This is a genomic window from Shewanella violacea DSS12 (genome assembly GCF_000091325.1).
Taxonomy (GTDB): Bacteria; Pseudomonadota; Gammaproteobacteria; order Enterobacterales; family Shewanellaceae; genus Shewanella; species Shewanella violacea.
The window spans coordinates 2,389,339-2,408,244 of the sequence record NC_014012.1; the positions used below are offsets into that span (position 1 = coordinate 2,389,339).

The 18,906-nt window shown below is 45.2% G+C and carries 17 protein-coding genes; 11 read left to right on the top strand and 6 right to left on the bottom strand.

Going from position 1 to position 18,906, the window contains the following annotated elements; translation table 11 throughout:
- The first annotated feature begins 62 nt into the window (after window positions 1–62).
- The 6 genes from SVI_RS09755 (at window position 63) to SVI_RS09780 (ending at window position 5,884) form a co-directional block, all read left to right on the top strand.
- Window positions 63–353 carry a LapA family protein gene (locus tag SVI_RS09755; protein ID WP_013051352.1) on the top strand — a complete coding sequence of 97 codons (291 nt, stop codon included), beginning with the start codon at window positions 63–65 and terminating at the stop codon, window positions 351–353.
- Between the two features lies 1 nt (window position 354).
- Entirely contained in the window at window positions 355–1,515 is a 1,161-nt protein-coding gene (lapB, locus tag SVI_RS09760; protein WP_013051353.1) for a lipopolysaccharide assembly protein LapB, read from the top strand.
- Between the two features lie 110 nt (window positions 1,516–1,625).
- A complete protein-coding gene (pyrF, locus tag SVI_RS09765; RefSeq protein WP_013051354.1) occupies window positions 1,626–2,321 on the top strand; it encodes an orotidine-5'-phosphate decarboxylase in 696 nt (231 codons plus the stop codon).
- A 59-nt stretch (window positions 2,322–2,380) separates the two neighbouring features.
- Window positions 2,381–3,196, top strand: a complete 816-nt coding sequence (locus SVI_RS09770) for an SDR family oxidoreductase (RefSeq protein WP_013051355.1) — start codon at window positions 2,381–2,383, stop codon at window positions 3,194–3,196.
- Between the two features lie 57 nt (window positions 3,197–3,253).
- A complete protein-coding gene (locus SVI_RS09775) occupies window positions 3,254–3,796 on the top strand; it encodes a DUF2058 domain-containing protein (protein ID WP_013051356.1) in 543 nt (180 codons plus the stop codon).
- Between the two features lie 330 nt (window positions 3,797–4,126).
- Window positions 4,127–5,884, top strand: coding sequence for an acyl-CoA dehydrogenase C-terminal domain-containing protein (locus tag SVI_RS09780; RefSeq protein WP_013051357.1), 1,758 nt, complete (start codon window positions 4,127–4,129; stop codon window positions 5,882–5,884).
- A 98-nt stretch (window positions 5,885–5,982) separates the two neighbouring features.
- On the opposite strand, the gene dacB is transcribed toward SVI_RS09780, so the two are convergent.
- Window positions 5,983–7,443 (bottom strand): D-alanyl-D-alanine carboxypeptidase/D-alanyl-D-alanine endopeptidase, encoded by a 1,461-nt coding sequence (dacB, locus tag SVI_RS09785; protein WP_013051358.1) that lies wholly within the window; start codon window positions 7,441–7,443, stop codon window positions 5,983–5,985.
- Between the two features lie 80 nt (window positions 7,444–7,523).
- Window positions 7,524–7,697 carry a hypothetical protein gene (locus SVI_RS21440; RefSeq protein ID WP_013051359.1) on the bottom strand — a complete coding sequence of 58 codons (174 nt, stop codon included), beginning with the start codon at window positions 7,695–7,697 and terminating at the stop codon, window positions 7,524–7,526.
- A 357-nt stretch (window positions 7,698–8,054) separates the two neighbouring features.
- On the opposite strand from SVI_RS21440, the gene SVI_RS09790 reads away from it, so the two are divergent.
- Together SVI_RS09790 and pssA are read left to right on the top strand one after the other, a co-directional pair.
- Window positions 8,055–8,387, top strand: coding sequence for a DUF1904 domain-containing protein (locus SVI_RS09790; RefSeq protein WP_013051360.1), 333 nt, complete (start codon window positions 8,055–8,057; stop codon window positions 8,385–8,387).
- Between the two features lie 11 nt (window positions 8,388–8,398).
- Window positions 8,399–9,712: a CDP-diacylglycerol--serine O-phosphatidyltransferase gene (gene pssA / locus SVI_RS09795; RefSeq protein ID WP_041420299.1), complete on the top strand. Its 1,314-nt coding sequence runs from the start codon at window positions 8,399–8,401 to the stop codon at window positions 9,710–9,712.
- A gap of 263 nt (window positions 9,713–9,975) precedes the next feature.
- On the opposite strand, the gene emrD is transcribed toward pssA, so the two are convergent.
- A complete protein-coding gene (gene emrD, locus SVI_RS09800) occupies window positions 9,976–11,211 on the bottom strand; it encodes a multidrug efflux MFS transporter EmrD (protein WP_041419850.1) in 1,236 nt (411 codons plus the stop codon).
- A 341-nt stretch (window positions 11,212–11,552) separates the two neighbouring features.
- Between emrD and SVI_RS09805 the strand changes: the two genes are divergently transcribed.
- Together SVI_RS09805 and SVI_RS09810 are read left to right on the top strand one after the other, a co-directional pair.
- Window positions 11,553–12,311 carry a tRNA-uridine aminocarboxypropyltransferase gene (locus tag SVI_RS09805; RefSeq protein WP_013051364.1) on the top strand — a complete coding sequence of 253 codons (759 nt, stop codon included), beginning with the start codon at window positions 11,553–11,555 and terminating at the stop codon, window positions 12,309–12,311.
- Window positions 12,312–12,805: 494 nt separating this feature from the next.
- Window positions 12,806–13,048 (top strand): hypothetical protein, encoded by a 243-nt coding sequence (locus tag SVI_RS09810; RefSeq protein WP_013051365.1) that lies wholly within the window; start codon window positions 12,806–12,808, stop codon window positions 13,046–13,048.
- A 538-nt stretch (window positions 13,049–13,586) separates the two neighbouring features.
- Here SVI_RS09810 and yidZ read toward each other — a convergent pair.
- The 3 genes from yidZ to hmgA all read right to left on the bottom strand — a co-directional run bounded on the left by yidZ (window position 13,587) and on the right by hmgA (window position 17,770).
- A complete protein-coding gene (gene yidZ / locus SVI_RS09815; protein WP_013051366.1) occupies window positions 13,587–14,546 on the bottom strand; it encodes an HTH-type transcriptional regulator YidZ in 960 nt (319 codons plus the stop codon).
- Window positions 14,521–15,822, bottom strand: a complete 1,302-nt coding sequence (locus SVI_RS09820) for an MFS transporter (protein ID WP_013051367.1) — start codon at window positions 15,820–15,822, stop codon at window positions 14,521–14,523. Before SVI_RS09820 ends, yidZ begins: the two co-directional genes overlap by 26 nt.
- A 643-nt stretch (window positions 15,823–16,465) precedes the next feature.
- Window positions 16,466–17,770 (bottom strand): homogentisate 1,2-dioxygenase, encoded by a 1,305-nt coding sequence (hmgA, locus tag SVI_RS09825; RefSeq protein ID WP_013051368.1) that lies wholly within the window; start codon window positions 17,768–17,770, stop codon window positions 16,466–16,468.
- Between the two features lie 496 nt (window positions 17,771–18,266).
- Between hmgA and SVI_RS09830 the strand changes: the two genes are divergently transcribed.
- Window positions 18,267–18,827 (top strand): MarR family winged helix-turn-helix transcriptional regulator, encoded by a 561-nt coding sequence (locus SVI_RS09830; RefSeq protein ID WP_013051369.1) that lies wholly within the window; start codon window positions 18,267–18,269, stop codon window positions 18,825–18,827.
- Window positions 18,828–18,906 lie beyond the last annotated feature (79 nt).

An 18,906-nucleotide genomic window follows, 5' to 3' on the forward strand; every position in this document is an offset into this window, starting at 1 on the left:
CTAGCTAGTTTAGTGAATATCTTAGATAATCACTTGATTGAAATGGGTATATGGAGTGTATTGTGCGGTCATTTATTGTCACAGTGTTAGTCGTACTACTGTTTTTTTTAGCATTAATCTTCGGTGCACGTAACGAGCAGATGGTAACTATCAGTTATTTTGTTGCTCAGGGTGAATTTCGATTACCCCTAGTGCTGGCCTTCGTATTTCTGTCCGGTTTCATGATCAGTTGGGTGTTTGCCATTTATCACATGACGAAACTTAAATTGGCATTAAGAAACGCGCAAAAAAAATGTAACCGACTCGAATCAAAATTAGAAGGGATCGCTCCTTCTCGGGACGTCGACGCCTAATATGCAAGAGATCCTGTTCCTGTTACTTCCAATTGCCGCCGCTTACGGCTGGTATATGGGGCGACGCAGTGTAAGGCACAATCAGAGTAGCCAAAGAAAACAGTTGAGTCGTGATTACTTCACGGGTCTAAACTTTCTACTTTCGAATGAATCAGACAAGGCGGTCGATCTGTTTATCACCATGTTAGATGTGGATGATGACACCATAGACACACACCTCTCCCTGGGCTCTCTATTTAGAAAGCGTGGAGAAGTAGACCGCTCGATCCGCATTCATCAAAACCTCATCGCCAGACCTAGTCTCACCAATGAGCAGAGAGACATTGCCATGATGGAGTTGGGCAAAGATTATCTTGCCGCGGGATTTTACGATAGAGCGGAAGAGATATTCATCAATCTGGTTCAGCAGGAAGATCACAGTGAAGATGCCGAAACCCATCTTATCGACATCTATCAGGTTACCAAAGATTGGCAACAAGCCATCAATATCATCAAGAGCTTGAAACGAAAAAGACAGCAAAGTCTCAGACACAATACGGCGCATTTTTATTGTGAATTAGCCAATGAAAGTAGCGATGTAGACACTCAGCTAAAACTGCTTCAGGCCGCGTTAAAACAAGACTCAGATTGTGGCAGAGCCTTGCTCACCCAAGCTGAGAAGTATCTTGATTTACATGAGTATGCCAAGTGTAAAGCCTTACTGGTTAAGTTACTCGATGCAGATATCGAGCTTTTCCCCGATGCGCTGTCAATTGCACGTCAGGTTTTCCATGATAGTCATGATCTCACCGGCTACAGAGACCTGTTACGCCAAGCATTGCAAAATGGGGCCGGCGCGAGTGTCGCCATCACCTTAGCGCAAAATATGATTGAGCAAGGTGAGACTCAAGAGGCGGAGCAGCTGGTTCTCGACGGATTATATCGTCACCCGACGATGAAAAGTTTCCAGCATCTGATGAAGATGCATGTACAGCAGGCTGAAGATGGTCAAGCGAAAGAGAGCCTGACCATGTTGGAAAAACTGGTTGAGCAACAGATAAAATTCCGTCCAGGATATCGCTGTAGTGGATGTGGTTTTCCTTCACATCGCCTCTACTGGCATTGCCCATCGTGTAAGAGCTGGGGAAAGATAAAACGAATTAGGGGACTTGACGGTGAATAATCCCGTTTAGAGGTTATTGGCCTAATCCCCCGAACCATGAGACTTATCATCTGACGATGTCGCTCATGGTCGATATACCCAAAATATACCGCAAAGAAAATGGAGAAAAAATGAGTAATAAGTCGATTTTGGTAGCTCTGGATTTTGATGATAAGCATGCTGCTTTGCAACTGGTCGATCAATTAGATCCTAGTATGTGCCGTCTCAAAGTAGGCAAGGAGATGTTTACTCTTTTTGGACCCGAATTTATCAAGGCGCTCCATGAGCGTGATTTTGATGTGTTCCTGGATCTTAAATTCCACGATATCCCAAATACCGTTGCTAAGGCCGTAACATCGGCAGCCGAATTAGGCGTTTGGATGACAAACGTCCATGCCAGTGGTGGTTTAGCCATGATGCAAGCGGCTAAGAAAGCCCTTGAGCCTTATGGTGATAAGGCGCCTATGCTGATAGCAGTCACAGTGCTTACCTCCATGAGTGATGAAGATCTTAAGCTAATAGGCATAGATGTTCCAGCCTTCGAACATGTTCAACGTTTAGCTCAATTAACGCAACAAGCTGGTCTCGATGGCGTTGTTTGCTCTGCACATGAAGCTAAAGTGCTAAAATCTAAGTTAGGTAAAGAATTCAAACTCTGTACCCCAGGTATTCGTCCAGTAGGTTCAGATAAGGGCGATCAACATAGGGTTATGACGCCACCAGAAGCGATTGAAGCCGGTTCTGACTACTTAGTCATAGGAAGACCTATCACTAAAGCTAAGGACCCATTAGCCGCGCTGAAGGCGATTCATGAGTCACTAAATTAAGTCCATTTCAAACGAGAGTGATGCGTGTTTTCTAGCTTCATTTTCAATGAGGTAGCCGTATGTTTGATTATCAAGGTAAGAATGTCGTCGTTGTGGGTGGCACTAGTGGCATTAATTTAGCCATAGCTATCGCATTTGCTCAGGCTGGTGCCAATGTAGCCGTCGCCAGCCGCAGCGCCGAGAAAGTCAATGCCGCGGTTAAATTACTGCGAGAAACCAATCCAAAAGGCACCCATATGGGTGCCAGTTTCGATGTACGGGATATCGAAGGCCTCAAGGCGGGTTTCACTCAGTTTAAAGTCCATTATTCTCAAATTGATGTCTTGGTCAGTGGCGCCGCAGGTAACTTTCCAGCTCCCGCTGCCTTATTGAGTGAAAACGGCTTTAAATCTGTGATGGACATAGATCTACTGGGCAGTTTTCAGGTGCTTAAACAAGCCTATCCTTTGATGACTAGGCCCGGGGGCTGTATCATTCAGATCTCGGCGCCCCAAGCGTTTATTGCCATGCCCATGCAGGCACATGTCGGCGCGGCGAAGGCCGGCGTGGACATGTTGACCAAGAATTTGGCGTTAGAGTGGGGTTGTGAGGGGATTCGAATAAACTCAATCGTCCCGGGGCCTATCAGTGGCACTGAGGGGTTTAACCGATTAGCTCCCAGTGAAGAGTTACAAGCGCGTGTTGCTAAGAGTGTGCCTCTGCAGAGAAATGGCATCAAGCAAGATATTGCCAATGGAGCCTTATTTCTGGCATCCCCCATGGCATCTTATATCACAGGTGTCGTACTGCCCATTGATGGCGGTTGGTCACTGGGCGGTGCATCCATGGCAATGGCTGAGCTGGCTCTGCTAGCGGGAAAACCGAACAAAGAATGAGTCGAGATCATCTAAGGCGATGCTCTCGACAGAAATATAAATTAAAGCGAGAAACAGATGGCAAATTCTTTTCAAGAGCAATTGCTAAAAGCTGGTCTAGTCAGCAAGCAAAAAGTACAGAAAGCCAGGACTCAGAAACGACGTGACCGTAAGGCCAAGGTTGATGATGGTTCTGCAGATTTAAAACAGCAAATAGCAGCACAGAAGCTGGAGCAAGTAGCAAAAGATAAAGCATTGAATGAACAAAATTTTGCTGCGGCAACTGAGAAGGGACTCGTCCGCGGTCTAGTGACAGAATTCACTCGCCTTGCCATAAGACTACCTAGAAGTGGCGAGATTAAGTTTAATTTCACTCACAATAATAAAATCTTCTCGGTTTATGTGGATGATAAATTACAGACCCAACTGCTTAACGGGCAACTGGGTATCGTGCGTCATGAGGATGCCAGCTACTTAGTGCCTCATAAACTTGCCGAGCGAGTCAATATGTTAGTGCCCCACTGGTGTGGCTATTTATGGGTGAAAAACGACAATAATCAAGTCGTCGAAGAAGATGATCCATATGCAGATTACGTTATCCCAGACGATTTGATGTGGTAATAGCACTAGGGACTCGCTTGAGTTCTTAGTTAATCGTTAATAGCTCCTAGTCAATAAGTGGTTTCTGTGTCTACAGGAACCTTTTATTGAGTCGCCCCAAGTTGGCTTTTTCTCCTTTTCTTAACAAAGTGTAGATAGCCTAATTATCCTCATTGCTAGCCCTTGCTCCCCAAGTTACTAAACATCAAGCCTGGCTCAACTACACTTAAAGTAACTTATCTCTTACCTAAACTCTCTTTTTGTTTAACTTATCCAATTATCTCTTTCTTTTCTTACGGTATCTGTTATAAATTTAAACAAGTGTTTTAATCCAACGTTTGAGAGTCGATAATGAATCCTTACCAAGCTCCGTTAGCCGAAATGAAATTCCTGTTAGATAAGGTGTTTGATGCGCCTCAAACATGGGCATCTTTACCCGCCATTGCAGAAAATGTCGATATGGACACGGCAATGGCGATAATGGATGAAGCTGACAAGATCAGTCGCGAATTGCTTCATCCTATAAACCGAAGTGGTGATGAGCAAGGCGTGTTACATCAAGGTGATAAGGTGATCACTCCCGACGGTTATAAAGAGGCGTACAGTCAGTTTGCCGAAGGCGGCTGGGTTGGCCTGTGTGGGGAACCTGAACTAGGCGGTATGGGCATGCCCAAAATGTTGGGGGTGCTTGTGGATGAAATGGCCTATAGCGCCTGTAATGCATTCACCTTATATGGCTCACTCACAGCCGGCGCGGCCTTATGTATCAATGCCCACGGTAGCCATGAGCTGAAACAAAAATACTTGCCCATGATGTACAGCGGTGAATGGTCCGGTGCCATGGACATGACAGAGCCTCAAGCGGGCTCAGACCTACGTGGTATACGTACCAAGGCTGTGCCCTTAGATGATGGCAGTTACAGCATCACAGGCAGTAAGATATTTATCACAGGCGGTGACCATGATCTCACCGAAAACGTGATCCATCTGGTATTGGCCAAATTACCCGACTCCAAGGGGATTTCACTCTTCTTAGTACCAAAAATCAAGGTGGATGACTCAGGTGCCTTAGGTGAATCAAATAAGGTCACCGTTGGTTCAATCGAACACAAGATGGGGCTCAAAGCATCGGCGACCTGTGTGATGAATTATGATGAAGCGCAAGGTTATCTTATCGGTGAGCCAAATCGTGGCCTAGTATGCATGTTCACCATGATGAACTACGAGCGTCTGGCAATTGGTATCCAAGGTTTGGGCACATCACAAGCGGCTTACCAGATGGCTGCTGACTACGCCAAAGAGCGTGTTCAAGGTGTAGCTGCAGGAGGCTCGCCTACCGGCGCGACTAGCGATCCCATCATAGTTCACGGTGATGTTCGCCGCATGTTACTTAATATTCGGGTACTGACCGAAGCGGGGCGCGCCCTGTCTGTGCTCACGGGGCAACAGCTAGATATAGCCAAATACGGAGAAGGCGAAGCTAAAGCTAAGGCCAGTCGATATGTCGGCTTGTTAACCCCGGTTGCTAAAGCATTCTTGAGCGATCGAGGCCTAGACGCTGCCATCATGGCCCAACAGGTATTTGGTGGTCATGGTTATATCCGTGAAACGGGTATTGTGCAACTGGTGCGTGACACTCGAATTGCACAGATTTATGAGGGAACCAATGGTATTCAGGCCATAGACTTCCTTGGTCGCAAGGTGACTGGAGACAATCTGGCGGCTTTAACTGAATTTGTTAATGAGTGTACAGACAAGCTTGCAGCCTTGAGTCATGTGGATGAAGCACACAAGGCTAAAGTGACTGAACTCTTGCAACAGCTTATCTTAGTCGCGTCTGAAGTTAATGATAAGAAACGTGATAAGCCAGCAGTCATCAATGCCTGTGCCGTTGATTTTCTCGATGCTTTTGGCCATGTCTTATATGGTTATTTTTGGCTGCTTATGTCTGATGCTGCCGCGTCACATCCAGATAAAGAATTTGCTGTTCAGAAGCGTTACTTGAGTGATTTCTACATCAAGAAGATGTTGCCTAAGGCCGAGTATCATCTGGCTCAGGTACGAGCCGGTGAAGCAACGGTTATGGATATACCTGAATCACTATTTTGATTTAAGTGACCCCATAAACAAAAGGCGAATACTCAGGTTCATCCCCGAGTATTCGCCTTTTTTGTTTAAATTCAACTGATGCGTTTAAGTCTGCGCGATTAATTCGCTTGAAAGGAAGTATCGAGAGTCGGGCCAGTTTGTATGTGCTTGGCTAAGGAATTATCCATTAAGGTATGTAAAAACAGTGCACTGAAAGGAAGCTGCTGTTGTTTTTTATCCAAAGGGCTCTGACCATTTTCTAAGATCACAAACAGGGTGTCATCTTGGGTGTCACTCCTGATAAAACCAGCAAGATTATTCACTCCCTGCATGGAACCCGTTTTTGCCATTACATGCTTATGCAGGGGCGGTTTATTGAAGCCTGACTTATATTTTAGTGTGCCGCTCACACCTGCGACGGGCAATGAATCCATAAGATCCCTGAATCTTGGATCGGTATAGATCAAGTGCAATACCTGACTGAGTTGGCTAGCACTCAGCAGATTATATCTGGAGAGGCCTGATCCATCGACTATTTGTGCATGGGTTAGGATTATGCCTTCACCAGTCAAGATATCTTTAAGTGCACGACTGCCATTAGTAAAGTTGCCCGGTCGGTGAAACAGGTTTTTACCTAGCTGTTTAAGTAAGCTGTCGGCAATCAGGTTATCGGAATGGATCAACATGGTGTGAAGTAAATCAGCGAGAGGGGAGGATTGGTGGGCCGCGATTAAGTGAACCTGAGTTGGCAGCTTGTGGGTTACCGATATTTTGCCCTGGAGACGAATTTTGCTGCTCTTGAATATTCCCTTGAGTGACTCTTGCATAAATAAGCCAGGATCTGTGATGGCAATGGCAAGTTTTATGGCGTGTGAGCCTGAATAGCAACCGCTCAGAGAGAAGTGATTAGCGGGGAAACGCTGCAGATCTAATTGGCAAAAATCATCGATTCCAGATTTATCAAATACTGAGGTGTTTTTGATACTGATAGGCAGGTCGTTAGGCACGGATAATAGACTCTGAACACTGGCGAGTTTAGGCGAGAGTTTGCCGTGAACACAGTTCTTGTTGAGTACAAAATTTGATACCGGCGCGGCATAACAGATCCCCAGATCATCCCAAACCCAACCAGGAGCCTTTAACTGCTCATTAGCCTGACCGACTAGATATAGGTTGCCCTGGATCTTATTCAAGCCAAGATCCCTAAGCTGGTTCAGCAGTGACTTAAGATCATTTTCCGTCAATGTAGGATCGCCACTGAAGCGAATATATACATCACCCCCTATGACACCGTCTTTTATGGGCGTTGTAGAATACACACCTGTGGTGAATCTAAATCTTGGGCCCAGTGCTGATGTCGCCGCTACCGCCGTCAGTAATTTCATGGTACTGGCGGGTAAGAGTAAGGTGTCTGGGTTTTGCTCGAAGATGATGTCGCCGGTCACCAGGTTAGTGGCAATGATGGCCGTGTGTGAATGTGGCGGTTTAATACTGGAGAACAAATGATTAAAATTGGCATCGCCAAGGGCCGGCAGAGATAAAAAGCTGAGCAGAAGACAGGCATTAACGAGAGGTTTCATAAAATTCACATAGCTGGTGACTGCGTCGTGATGAGCAGGTATGACTGAGTCGATAAAAAGCACAGACTAGTATAATGGGGCTATTCATCTTCGGGTTTATCTTTTTCTATTAAACTATAGAGTCTTAAAGTCACAAAGGTCACTAAGCCGATAAATACCGGTAAAATAAATATCCCCAGATGTGCCTTAAAATGAAATATAGCCCATGCCAAAATGAGTGTGACGGCGATAGTGGTTAATATCTTAAAATTCATTACTGTCTAGATGCCTATTTAATGACGGATAAACATTATAACTAAACTTGTCATTCTATGCCGTGATCGGTGAAAGATATTAATCCCCGCCAAGCCAAATTTATGTTGCCCATACTAGGCTTTGGTTAAAGATTTTGGGCGGCAGCTAAGAATTGCCGTAAACAAAATTCACTTCGCCAAGTTAACGATAAAGCTCAGTCAGTGTGTAATTTGTTCGCTTTAGTCACTCAAAATCGTATTTGTTCAAAATACGCTCATTTCTTATAGTCTTATTGCTGCAAAATGTAGAAAACCCTTGCTCAACCGGGTGTAAATCGGTAATTTCTATCTCCTTATTGATTTATATAAGGGATCCATATGCCTCATATTCGTATGCGCGGACTACCAGAAGACGCAGTAGCTAGTCTGAGTGGTACATTACTCACACAATTAGCCGAGCTAACTGGCATCCATGCTCAAGGGTTTACCTTGGACTGGATACCCAGTACCAGTTACCGTGATGGCAAAGTTGACCTGAGCACGACACAAGTTGAAGTTCTCTGGTTTCCGAAAGATCCCAATACCCACGATAAAGTAGAACAAGCTATCCGTGAAGCCGTCATATTGGCTTATCCGGAGTTACAGTGTCTTGCTGTGATGTTTAGAGCATTAGACCCGAGCCGCTACTATCGTGACGGAAAGCATTTTTAAAGGAGATGACCTTGCTTGATAAGCTTGGTGGAATACCAATTCAACCCGACGCATTACAATGGTTGCTTACGCCAAAGGCCTTAAAGGCTGAACTCTTGACGCGTATCGCCAGTGCGGTTCATTCAATCTATATTGCCGCACTTTATCTTGAAGATGATGAGGCTGGCCGAGAAATTTTAGCGGCATTGATGTCCGCGAAAGACAATAATCCACAACTGGATATCAAGGTACTCGTCGATTTTCATCGCGCCAGACGTGGTCTGATAGGCCATAAAGGCGACAGTGGCAATTACCAGATGTATCGCAAGGTGATGCAGGCAGCAAAACACCCAATCGACATTTTAGGTGTGCCGGTCAAGTCCCGTGAGTTCATGGGGGTACTGCACCTTAAAGGATTTATTGTCGATGACGCAGTGATTTACAGTGGTGCAAGTATCAATGATATCTATCTGCATCAAGGTGAGAAGTATCGCTTCGACCGATATCATGTGATTGAGTCGGCTGAGCTTGCGGCTTCTATGAGACAGATGATTCAAACTTATCTGATCCAAGACCCTGCTGTCAGTTCACTTACTCAAGATAAAGCCACTGAAATTCTGCCACATAAAAATGATATCCGTAGCCTTAAGTCACGGTTAGCTAAGGCAAATTATCAATATAAATCCACGACAATAGGAAATCGCGTAACACCGGTTGTGGGCTTAGGAAGAAAGAAAAATAAGCTCAATAAGATAGTCGTCGATATGGTGACCGAATCACAAGAAGCCTTGTTTATCTGTACGCCTTATTTTAATCCGCCGTACATGCTGGCACGTGCTTTAGCTAAGCACCTTAAAGACGGTAAGCGCATCGATATCGTCGTGGGGGATAAAACCGCCAATGATTTCTATATACCGCCAGAGCAAGATTTCTCGACCATAGGGGCCTTGCCATACATGTATGAGCAGTCTCTGCGTAAATTCGCCAAGCGTCAGCAATGGGCGATTGAAAATGGTCAACTGAATATTCATCTGTGGAAAGATGGTATTAACAGTTATCATCTCAAGGGGATCAGCGCCGACAGTAAACGTCATCTGATCACCGGCAGTAACTTAAACCCTCGTGCTTGGGCGCTTGATCTGGAGAATGGCTTATTGCTCCATGATGAATGTGGTGCCTGGAAAGAGAAGTTTGAAGAGGAACAAGCGCATATTCTGCAGCACACAGAGCGCTTGTATCATTATAGCCAGATAGAATCGTTAAATGATTATCCGGCTCCAGTACGTAAGATTATGACTCGCATCAGACGCCTAAAGGCCGACTTTCTGTTAAGACGTATACTCTAGACTTAGAGTTAGAGTTAGGTTCTGGATCTCTGTGATCCAGAACCTAGTCTTAAAAATTTCAATTCTAGCTTGTTACCATGGCCAATTCAGAACCCAATTTCTAAGCAGGATCTGTTCAAGATTCAACACTTCAAATACTCGAAACGCTAAAGCTTAAATACTAAATCTTTAGACCTAAGCTTGTATTGCCAGTCCAACCTAAGTTAACTGGCTATCAAATTATTTCATCTAACCTTGCGATTAATGCCAATCCCTAGAGCACATCAAGTACTAGCAGAGTTGTGGCCTAAATCTGAGCCTGTTCTGGCGTAATTGAGTGCCAGCATGACTAAGAACACCATGATGGCGCATAAGGCACCGACACTGAGTTGACCGTGCATGGGCAGCTGAGACATCAAAAGCGCCGCCAGACCCGCACCGAAGTTCTGCAGACCACCAAGAAGAGCGCCTGCGACACCTGCATGGCGTGGAAATGGCTCCAGCGCTGCCGAGGTCAGTACGGGAAACAGCATTCCTGCGCCGGTAAAGAAGAGAATTGAGCCCACAAGTAAACTCCAGCCTATGACTAAGTTAGACAGACCCGGGATCAATATAAATAGAGTTCCAGCCCCCAGGAGCGCCACGCTGCGATAGACCACGCTGTGCTTGTTATCCCATTTAGCGGCACAGTAAGCACCTGCAAGGTATCCAGGGATAGGAGCCACAAAGTAACAGCTGACCCAAAAAGGTGACAGCTTGAGGATATGACCGTAAAAGATACCTGCGACAGCCTCGAATGCGGCAATGCCAGCGAATGTGGCGACTAGGCAGAGCAGATAACTCTTGAACTTCCTATTGGAGAGTACGAAGCGGTATGAGGCCAGTACGGGCTCAGGCTTGCGTCGCTCAGAGGGAGGTGACTCTTTAAATTTAAACATGATCAGCAGGAGTACCAAGATACCGAAGACAGCAAGTAGATCATATACCGCCTGCCAACCGAAGTAATGAGTCATAAAGCTGCCGATAAAGGGGGCCATCAAGGGCGAAAATATCACAGCCATGGAGATATAGCTGTTGAGTCTGACCAGAGGCTCACCGAAGTAATGATCCCGCGGAATACTGCGACACAAGGCGCCAGCGCTGGCCGTGCCCGCTCCCTGTAGCAAGGTTGCGGCTATCAGCTCTTGGTAGCTGGTGGCGAAGCTTGCGAGCAGGGCACCGACAATAAAAATACTCAGGCCGATAATCAATACGGGTTTACGTCCATATCTGTCCGAAGCCGGGCCATAGATAAATTGCAGTAAGCCATAGGACAACAGATAACAGGCCATGATGGCTTGGAGTTGACCTGGGGACACATGGAAACTGGCCGTTATGTCCGGAAGTGCGGGAACGAAGATGGTTTGCGCCATTTGGCCGCAGGCGACCATCATAACGATAATAAAAATTAGGGCTGAGAAACCAGTATCCTGACCGTGATCTTTATTGGCTGGAATAGGTTGTGACTGAGGGCCGCTCATGATGACTCCAAAAGGGGAAGCAGGGGTTTTATAAGGAAGCGGCATCATACTGGGTATTGGTACAAATTCAATGTATAACAGCCCCTATTATTAAACATTTATTCTTATGGTTTTCATCAATTTTTCTAAGGTGTAAAGGCTGTAAATATTACTTTACGCCTTGTGTTGTTAAGGTTAATGAGTTCACAATCCAGCAACCTTAATTTGGGGCGTGAGCAGCAAGGATATAAGCATGATCTTAATCTGAGACTGAAAACTATTGTGTGCTAACCGAGCCAAGAGTAAAATATCTGTCGGTCCAATCAGGGCTATCAAAATTTTTAATGATAAACAGATGACTTATGAATCTTGAGCAACATGCTATCCATAAGCTTTACCAATATCGTAAGGCAATTTCTACCCGTCCTTATGGCGCCCGGGGTAAAAAACTGATCAGGTGTGAGCAGTGTTTACTAGCACAGCAGTATTGTACCTGTCAGAGTCGCCGCCAACTGGTGTCTGATAATACCTTTTTACTCATCATGTATGATGATGAGGTGCTAAAGCCCAGTAATAGCGGCCGTCTCATTGCGGATCTTATTCCAGATACTCATGCTTATATCTGGTCTAGAACTCAGGCAAACCGAAAAATGCTGGCGTTAATCCAAGATCCTCGCTATCAGCCCTTCGTTATCTTCCCCGGTGAATATGCCTATCCAGAGCAAACTGTGGTCAGTGAAGTTAAACCTACAGGTTTAGACAGCGCCAAGAAGCCACTGTTTATCATGCTCGATGGTAGCTGGCGCGAAGCCATAAAAATGTTTCGCAAGAGTCCTTACCTACATGACTTGCCGCTGCTTTCATTTACCCCAGAAACCGTCGCCAAGTATGGATTAAGGAAAGGCAGCCGGGAGTTCCAGCTTGGTACTGCAGAAGTGGCCGTATTGGCATTAGAGGCGTCGGGTGAGAAGGGCAATGCCGAGGCGCTGAGTATCTGGTTTGAGCTGTTTATCGCCTCTTCAATGTTTAGCCGAAGTCGTCAAAGCAACAAGGATATTAGCTCCTTGAATCGACTATCCGAAGCGTTTAAGCAACAAGTCCGTGCGACTTCTGAAGTTTAATTTTGTTATTCATGCCTGATCCTGACTCTGTTTGGTTCTTATCCAACTAGATTCAGGTAAAGAGCTTTATTTAAGCCAGTGCTTTAACAATTAGTGCCTTAAGAACCAGTGCCTTAAAAATTAGTGCTTTAAGAATTAGTAACTTAAGAATTAGTGTCTAGAGTGATATTAGTCAATATCAAGACAGAAAGTGAGTAAAGGCCAAACTCGATGATGAGGTCAGGTTTAGCATTAAGCCTGATTAACATAAAGTGGCTTCATTACTAGCTTTCATAAAAGCGCTTTGATAAAGGGCATTGAATTATCACGGAATAGCAGTCACCTATGAAAAATAATATAAGTGATTGCCATACAAGTTTTGCCATCTGAGGGAGATTTCCCTATATTGGAATAAGAAGTATGAACAATTAGTCGATTGAATAGCGGCTAATTAGGTCGAAACCTTGTATTGATTCATGTCTTCTTTCAGTTAATAACCAGTAATGGAGCGCTTGATGACAGATAAATGGAAATGTAAATTTGTACCATTGGTTATCTGCTTTTCACTCGTGGCTTTGCTCAACATCTCTGCTATAAATTCTTTAGATACTAGCGCCAATCCTTCGCCTACATCAGTTGTAAGTAATTTGAGTCAATTAACCCTCAGCTACAATCGTTATCAAGCGGGTTTTGCCTGTCGTGAAAATGGTTGGGAGTTTTGCGAGGGCTGGTTCTACCGCCGAGCACGCGTAGCCTAAAGTCAGATCCCTATACTAGCCTGTCTATTGAGGCCTAATGCCTATTTTTGCTGTCATCTAACCACCACTGAATTTATCGTCTTTTCGGACTCGTTCCGGGATCTAGCCTTTGGCTTTAGGTTCTAAACAGTGGATTCCGGCCAACAAGCGTGCCGGAAAGACACTTGGTATCTACTATTCTATCTTCTGACCTACAGGGACGTAGGAAATGTCGATCATGCATGGAGCAATTATCGACCCGGGCTTGTTCTGGGATCCAGCTTTTACCTTGGCTGCTAAGAGTAGATTCCGGCTTAATAAGCATGCCGGAAAAACGTAAGAGAAGAATACTGGAATGACAGAAGGGAAGGACACCTGAAAGAGGGCAGGTTTCGCCTAGCTAACGCTAGGCCCTAGGTTTTAACTCGCAGCTCGAAACTCACAACCACTCTTGCTTCTTTCAACTCCCCTAGATCAAAGGTCGTTATCTCAGCGGCAGCCAGCGGAGCCTCCAGGTTAGTTTTTTTGTCCTCGTTTACTCGAAACTGCTCAGTCTGTCTTAGCTTTGATTAACCAGCATCTGCTTAATCGTCTGTTTTAACCAACGTAACTTGGGATTATGGGAATTGCGCTTATGCCACATCAAGGTAATGGGGATCTCGATTTGTTTACTGGCTGCGGCACTTAAGGGTAAAGGCCTGGTGACTAGGTTGGGATGATATTGTTTAATGTAGTCTCGGCAGTATCCTGGTGCTGTAGTCAACATGGTCTGATTGGGCTGGGCTGTCATAAACAGGGACTGCTCAAAGGACGATAGCGACAGGGCTATATTACGGCTCTGTCTGGCTTCTGCTAAAATCTCATCCAGTGCCCAGGTATCGCTTTTTTCCCAGAGTATGTTGATATGGCGATATTTTAAAAAAGTGTCCATATTCCAGCTTTCATCCAGCGCAGGATGATCATCTCTGAGATACACCAAAGGCAAGTCGGTAAACAGCACCTCATAATCAATAAAGTAGGGCAGCAAATCAAGAGTTTCAGATGAACGGGGATGACTTTCGCGACCACATAAGCCGATATCAGCCTCACCATTGATAATCGCCGATAGCGAATCATACTCCCAGTTACGGATTTTTATGTTGGAATCTGGATATTGTTGATCGATCCGTTGGGGTAATTCGGCAAGCTTAAGCATATGCAGCGGCGACTCCATCATCAGCTGAAAGCTAACCCCCTTAGGGGTCTCGCTACTGCGCTTACCAGCGATTTGACTCGCAATCTGAAACCATTCAGAAAGCTCACCTTCCATACTTAAAGCCAGCGGAGTGGCCTGTAACCCTTGTGGTGTTCGCACAAACAAGGGGTCGTCGAACCAATCTCTGAGTTTAGTCAGAGATTTACTCACGGCCGATGGCGTCACCGAAAGCTTTTTAGCTGTTTTAGTCACGCTACGCTCGTTTAAGAGTAGCTGCATGGTAAACAGCAGGTTTAAATCAAGACGATGCAGGGACTTTGTCATTACTGTTTAGCTCCGAAACCTTGTGAGTTAACTTATCACTTGATGCTGTGTCACTGGGGACAACATGCAGGAGTATGATGCTAGTTAGGCCAGTTGTCAGCAACAAGAATATCAACATATTCAGTGTACTAATTCCTAGCCAACCCATTGCAGTGATGTAGGCAGCTGAACAAGCAATCTGGAAAATGCCCAGCACTGAACTCGCCATACCCGCTCTGCGGCTAAAAGGTGATAATGCCTGGCTCATTGCCGTGCCAAATCCAAGGGAGAATCCGGCGCAAATTAAACTTATTCCCAGTAAGTTTACTCTGCTATCTAATTCAAATTGATATCCAGCCATGAATACTACTGCTGAGCATATATACAAGCCTTGAGAGGCTAACATTATCCTTTGTTGGCCGAAATGTGTGAGTAACTTAGGCGCTAAAAATGAGCTAGTCATACTAATTACAGCTAATCCTGCCATGGCCGCTGAATACTTACCGGTTGAATAGCCCATCTGTTCCATCAATAGCATAGGAGAGGTGTTCACATAGGTCAGAATTGCGGTGACAGCTAAGGACGTCATAATCAAACGACTGATAAAGAGTCGAGATCCTAGTGGTTCATCGCAGATTTTTTTGGTTGCTTCATTGGCTAGATTAGCCTTATGGTCATGAGCTTGGTTAACGCGGTGGCAAGACTGTGTACTTGTATTCATATTCCTATGAGTCGTCTCAATATGGCTAGGCTTAGTTTCTTTTAATATCAACAAACAAAGCTGAAAGATCAGCGTTGCCATAATTGCCATAGAGATAAACAGACTAGGCCACTCGAACCCCATTAAAATAAGATGACCTATCACTGGGGCCAAAACGGGCACAATACAGGTAATGCCATTGATCATAGTCAGTATCTTGGCCCGCTTATCGTCATCTAAGGTGTCACGCAAAATAGCGAAGGTCACTACATAACAAAAGCCCGCACCAATACCTTGTCCGAATCGAGCAAACAAAAAATAATCGACAGTCACTGAGCTTGCTGCATACCAAGAGGCGATAGCAAATGTTGCAGCGCCCATTAAAGCTATTGGTTTACGTCCGATACGATCGGCTAACCAGCCGGCTAGCAGCATGGTAGAGGCCATACCCGCGAGATAAATAGAGAAGGCCAGATGCAAATCAGCTTGTGAAGCATTTAAGTCTCGGGCTATATCAGGCAGGCCCACTAAATACAGGTCTATGCCTAAGGGATACACAAGCACTAAAGCGAAACTACACAAAAGGTATCTAAACATTATTGGTTAAGGTCTTTATCGATAAACTTGAATGGCACAGAGACTAATGAGATATGACATAAATCGCGAGTTGCCATCACGACAACAGGTATTTCCTAAATGGAAACAGGTTTTTTATCTTGGTTCATAAGAATGGATTCCGGCCTAAAGGCATGCCGGAAAGGCGATAGGTAAGCATATCTGAATTATCTACTACTCTGTCATCCCGGGCTTGTTCCGGGATCCAGCTTTTGGCTTTAGCTTCTAAATAGTGGATTCCGGCCAACAAGCGTGCCGGAAAGACACTTGGTAAGCATATCGGAATTACCTACTACTATGTCATCCCGGGCTTGTTCCGGGATCCAGCTTTTGTCTTTAGCTTCTAAACAGTGGATTCCGGCCTAAAAGCATGCCGGAAAGACACTTGGTAAGCATATCTGAATTATCTACTACTCTGTCATCCCGGGCTTGTTCCGGGATCCAGCTTTTGTCTTTAGCTTCTAAACAGTGGATTCCGGCCTAAAAGCATGCCGGAAAGACGATAGGGGAAGCTCGTCCTCTCAGCTTATTCCTCACAACTCGCAGCTTCTCTGCTTTCCTAGGCGAAGCCTTTTTCTCAGCTTCTATCTCGCGACTCGGAACTCGTTACCCGAACCTTCTCTGCTTACCCTGTAAACTTCTTCTTTATTGCTTTCCAGCATTTTGAATAATTCGGCTGGCGGGTCTTACCCTCTAAGGCAAACTTAGTCGGCTGTATGATGTAACGTGACTCGAACATAAACGCCATGGTGTTTTCATAGCGCTGGGGAGCAAGCTCGGCGTTGGATGCTTTCTCGAATACTTCGGCTTCAGGGCCATGGGGTGACATGCAGTTGTGCAGGCTGGCACCACCTGGCACAAATCCGTGCTCTTTGGCATCGTACACGCCTTCAATCAAGCCCATAAACTCACTCATCATGTTTCTATGATAATAAGGGGGTCTGAAGGTGTTCTCGGCCACCATCCAACGTGGCGGGAATACCACAAAGTCGACATTGGCCACACCTGGCGTACCAGAAGGGGAAGTCAGCACGGTAAATATTGAAGGATCGGGATGATCGAAGCTCACAGTGTTAATCACATTGAAGCGTGATAGGTCGTATTTGTAAGGCGCACTATTACCCGTCCAGGCAACCACATCAAATGGCGAGTGGCCGATGTCACAGCGGAACAGGTTACCGCCAAATTTAGTGATTAATTCGAAATCACCTTGTTTATCTTCGAAACAAGCAATGGGATACTCAAAGTCACGATCGTTGGCGAAACCGTTAGCGCCAACTGGGCCGCGCTCGGCAAGAACATAAGGCTGGCCATAGTTTTCACAGATATAACCGCGAGCCGTGTCGGTGAGTAACTCGACAGAGAACTTAATACCACGAGGAATAACCGCTATCTCACCGGCTTTAATGGCAAGCTTGCCACATTCAGTATGCAAGATGATTTCACCCAGCTCAGGCACAAACAAGAGCTCACCGTCGGCATTACAAAAATAACGACCTTCCATCGAGCTATTGACCGCATAGATATGAATACCAATACCAGCCTGACCGTTAACACTGCCATTTGCCGCCATAGTGACTAGGCCATCGATAAAATCCGTTTTTGAGCCGGACTCAGATTTAGGTAATGGAACGGGATCCCAACGTAGCATAGTCGGTGGGGTGATAACTTCGGTGATGGGCGCACTGCGAACCAAGGCATTGTCTATGGCTTCATATTCACCTTGAACCACTGAAGGGCGAATACGGTAAAACCAGTTACGACGGTTATCACAGCGAGGGGCTGTAAAAGCGGTGACATTAAACTGCTCGGCATACAAGTCATACTTGACCTTCTGCGGGCTAAACTGACCGATAGGCAGGGCGCCTGGCAGGGCTTCTGTCTCAAACTCATTACCAAAACCTGTCATGTACTCTAGTTCAATAGTCATGCTTACTTGTCCTCAATGGTATCCAGAATGATATTCAAATGTTCTGATTCTTCTGTTGTTATTTATCTCTGTTACCAGCAAACTACTCTCAAGTGAGACTAGTTTCAATCCTCTCGCGATAGATGGTCACTAAATTATCGTCAACTTAGACTGAGTTTTGTAAATAAAACGCTACAGATGGATAAAGCCGATTACGTTCTTGTAGACTATAAACCTGTAATCTCGGTGTGCTAAGCATATAGACTGCTTGGGCCTGCTGGCACATGCTCATAAGCTTAATCAGAAACAGTAAACGTAAAGACACCAAGTGGCATTAAACTGATTTTGTAAATACTCGTCTCACATGAGAATGAATCAGACCTGGTATGCTTAGAGCAAAACTAAACAAAGAGCTAAACCAAATTTTCAACATGAGCCAAACATGAACCAAATAAAGCACTAAACATGAACTAAACAAAGCACTAAATAAACAGCCAAACACAGAAAGAGAAAGCTAATGCCTGAATCATATGAATCCAGTCTCGTGTTAAAAAACTTCCTTCCCTATAGGTTAGTGAATCTGGCTCAAAACGTGAGTGAAAAGTTTTCCGAGGTCTATCAGAGTGAATTTAATCTCACCACCCCAGAGTGGAGGATACTGGTTCACCTCGCCGAGCATGATGATAGTGATTTAGTAGGAAATGGCCAAAGCGATGCAAATGACGACAGAGATGACAGAGGTGACAGAGGTGATAGAGATGAGAAAGAAGAGAGAGATACAAGCACGGATTCAGCAGGCATAAGCGCTAAAGAGCTCACCGTACTGGCATCGATGGACAAGTCTAGCGTCTCACGCGCGGTCAAACTCATGTTAGACAAAGGCTACCTGATAAAACAGCTCGATGAAAACGACAAACGCGCCTCAGTGTTGGCATTAACACAGCAAGGCAAGTACCTGTATCAAACCATAGCCCCCAAAGCCCTAGCCTGGGAAGTGGATTTGTTAGATACACTCAGTGCATCCGAATACCGCGACTTGATGCGTATCCTAGATAAACTCGATAATAGCTTGGCTTGAGTATAAAGCTCTCTATCACTCTGCTTATCCAAAGTTTAGAGCTCACTTAAAGCACGAACACTGGATTCCGGCCAAAAGA

Bases quoted from the DNA above. Each gene is read 5' to 3' on its own strand.
- lapB (WP_013051353.1), top strand. From the start codon at position 355: ATGCAAGAGATCCTGTTCCTGTTACTTCCAATTGCCGCCGCTTACGGC.
- pyrF (WP_013051354.1), top strand. From the start codon at position 1,626: ATGAGTAATAAGTCGATTTTGGTAGCTCTGGATTTTGATGATAAGCAT.
- SVI_RS09770 (WP_013051355.1), top strand. From the start codon at position 2,381: ATGTTTGATTATCAAGGTAAGAATGTCGTCGTTGTGGGTGGCACTAGT.
- SVI_RS09775 (WP_013051356.1), top strand. From the start codon at position 3,254: ATGGCAAATTCTTTTCAAGAGCAATTGCTAAAAGCTGGTCTAGTCAGC.
- SVI_RS09780 (WP_013051357.1), top strand. From the start codon at position 4,127: ATGAATCCTTACCAAGCTCCGTTAGCCGAAATGAAATTCCTGTTAGAT.
- dacB (WP_013051358.1), bottom strand. From the start codon at position 7,443: ATGAAACCTCTCGTTAATGCCTGTCTTCTGCTCAGCTTTTTATCTCTG.
- SVI_RS21440 (WP_013051359.1), bottom strand. From the start codon at position 7,697: ATGAATTTTAAGATATTAACCACTATCGCCGTCACACTCATTTTGGCA.
- SVI_RS09790 (WP_013051360.1), top strand. From the start codon at position 8,055: ATGCCTCATATTCGTATGCGCGGACTACCAGAAGACGCAGTAGCTAGT.
- emrD (WP_041419850.1), bottom strand. From the start codon at position 11,211: ATGAGCGGCCCTCAGTCACAACCTATTCCAGCCAATAAAGATCACGGT.
- SVI_RS09805 (WP_013051364.1), top strand. From the start codon at position 11,553: ATGAATCTTGAGCAACATGCTATCCATAAGCTTTACCAATATCGTAAG.
- SVI_RS09810 (WP_013051365.1), top strand. From the start codon at position 12,806: ATGACAGATAAATGGAAATGTAAATTTGTACCATTGGTTATCTGCTTT.
- yidZ (WP_013051366.1), bottom strand. From the start codon at position 14,546: ATGACAAAGTCCCTGCATCGTCTTGATTTAAACCTGCTGTTTACCATG.
- SVI_RS09820 (WP_013051367.1), bottom strand. From the start codon at position 15,822: ATGTTTAGATACCTTTTGTGTAGTTTCGCTTTAGTGCTTGTGTATCCC.
- hmgA (WP_013051368.1), bottom strand. From the start codon at position 17,770: ATGACTATTGAACTAGAGTACATGACAGGTTTTGGTAATGAGTTTGAG.
- SVI_RS09830 (WP_013051369.1), top strand. From the start codon at position 18,267: ATGCCTGAATCATATGAATCCAGTCTCGTGTTAAAAAACTTCCTTCCC.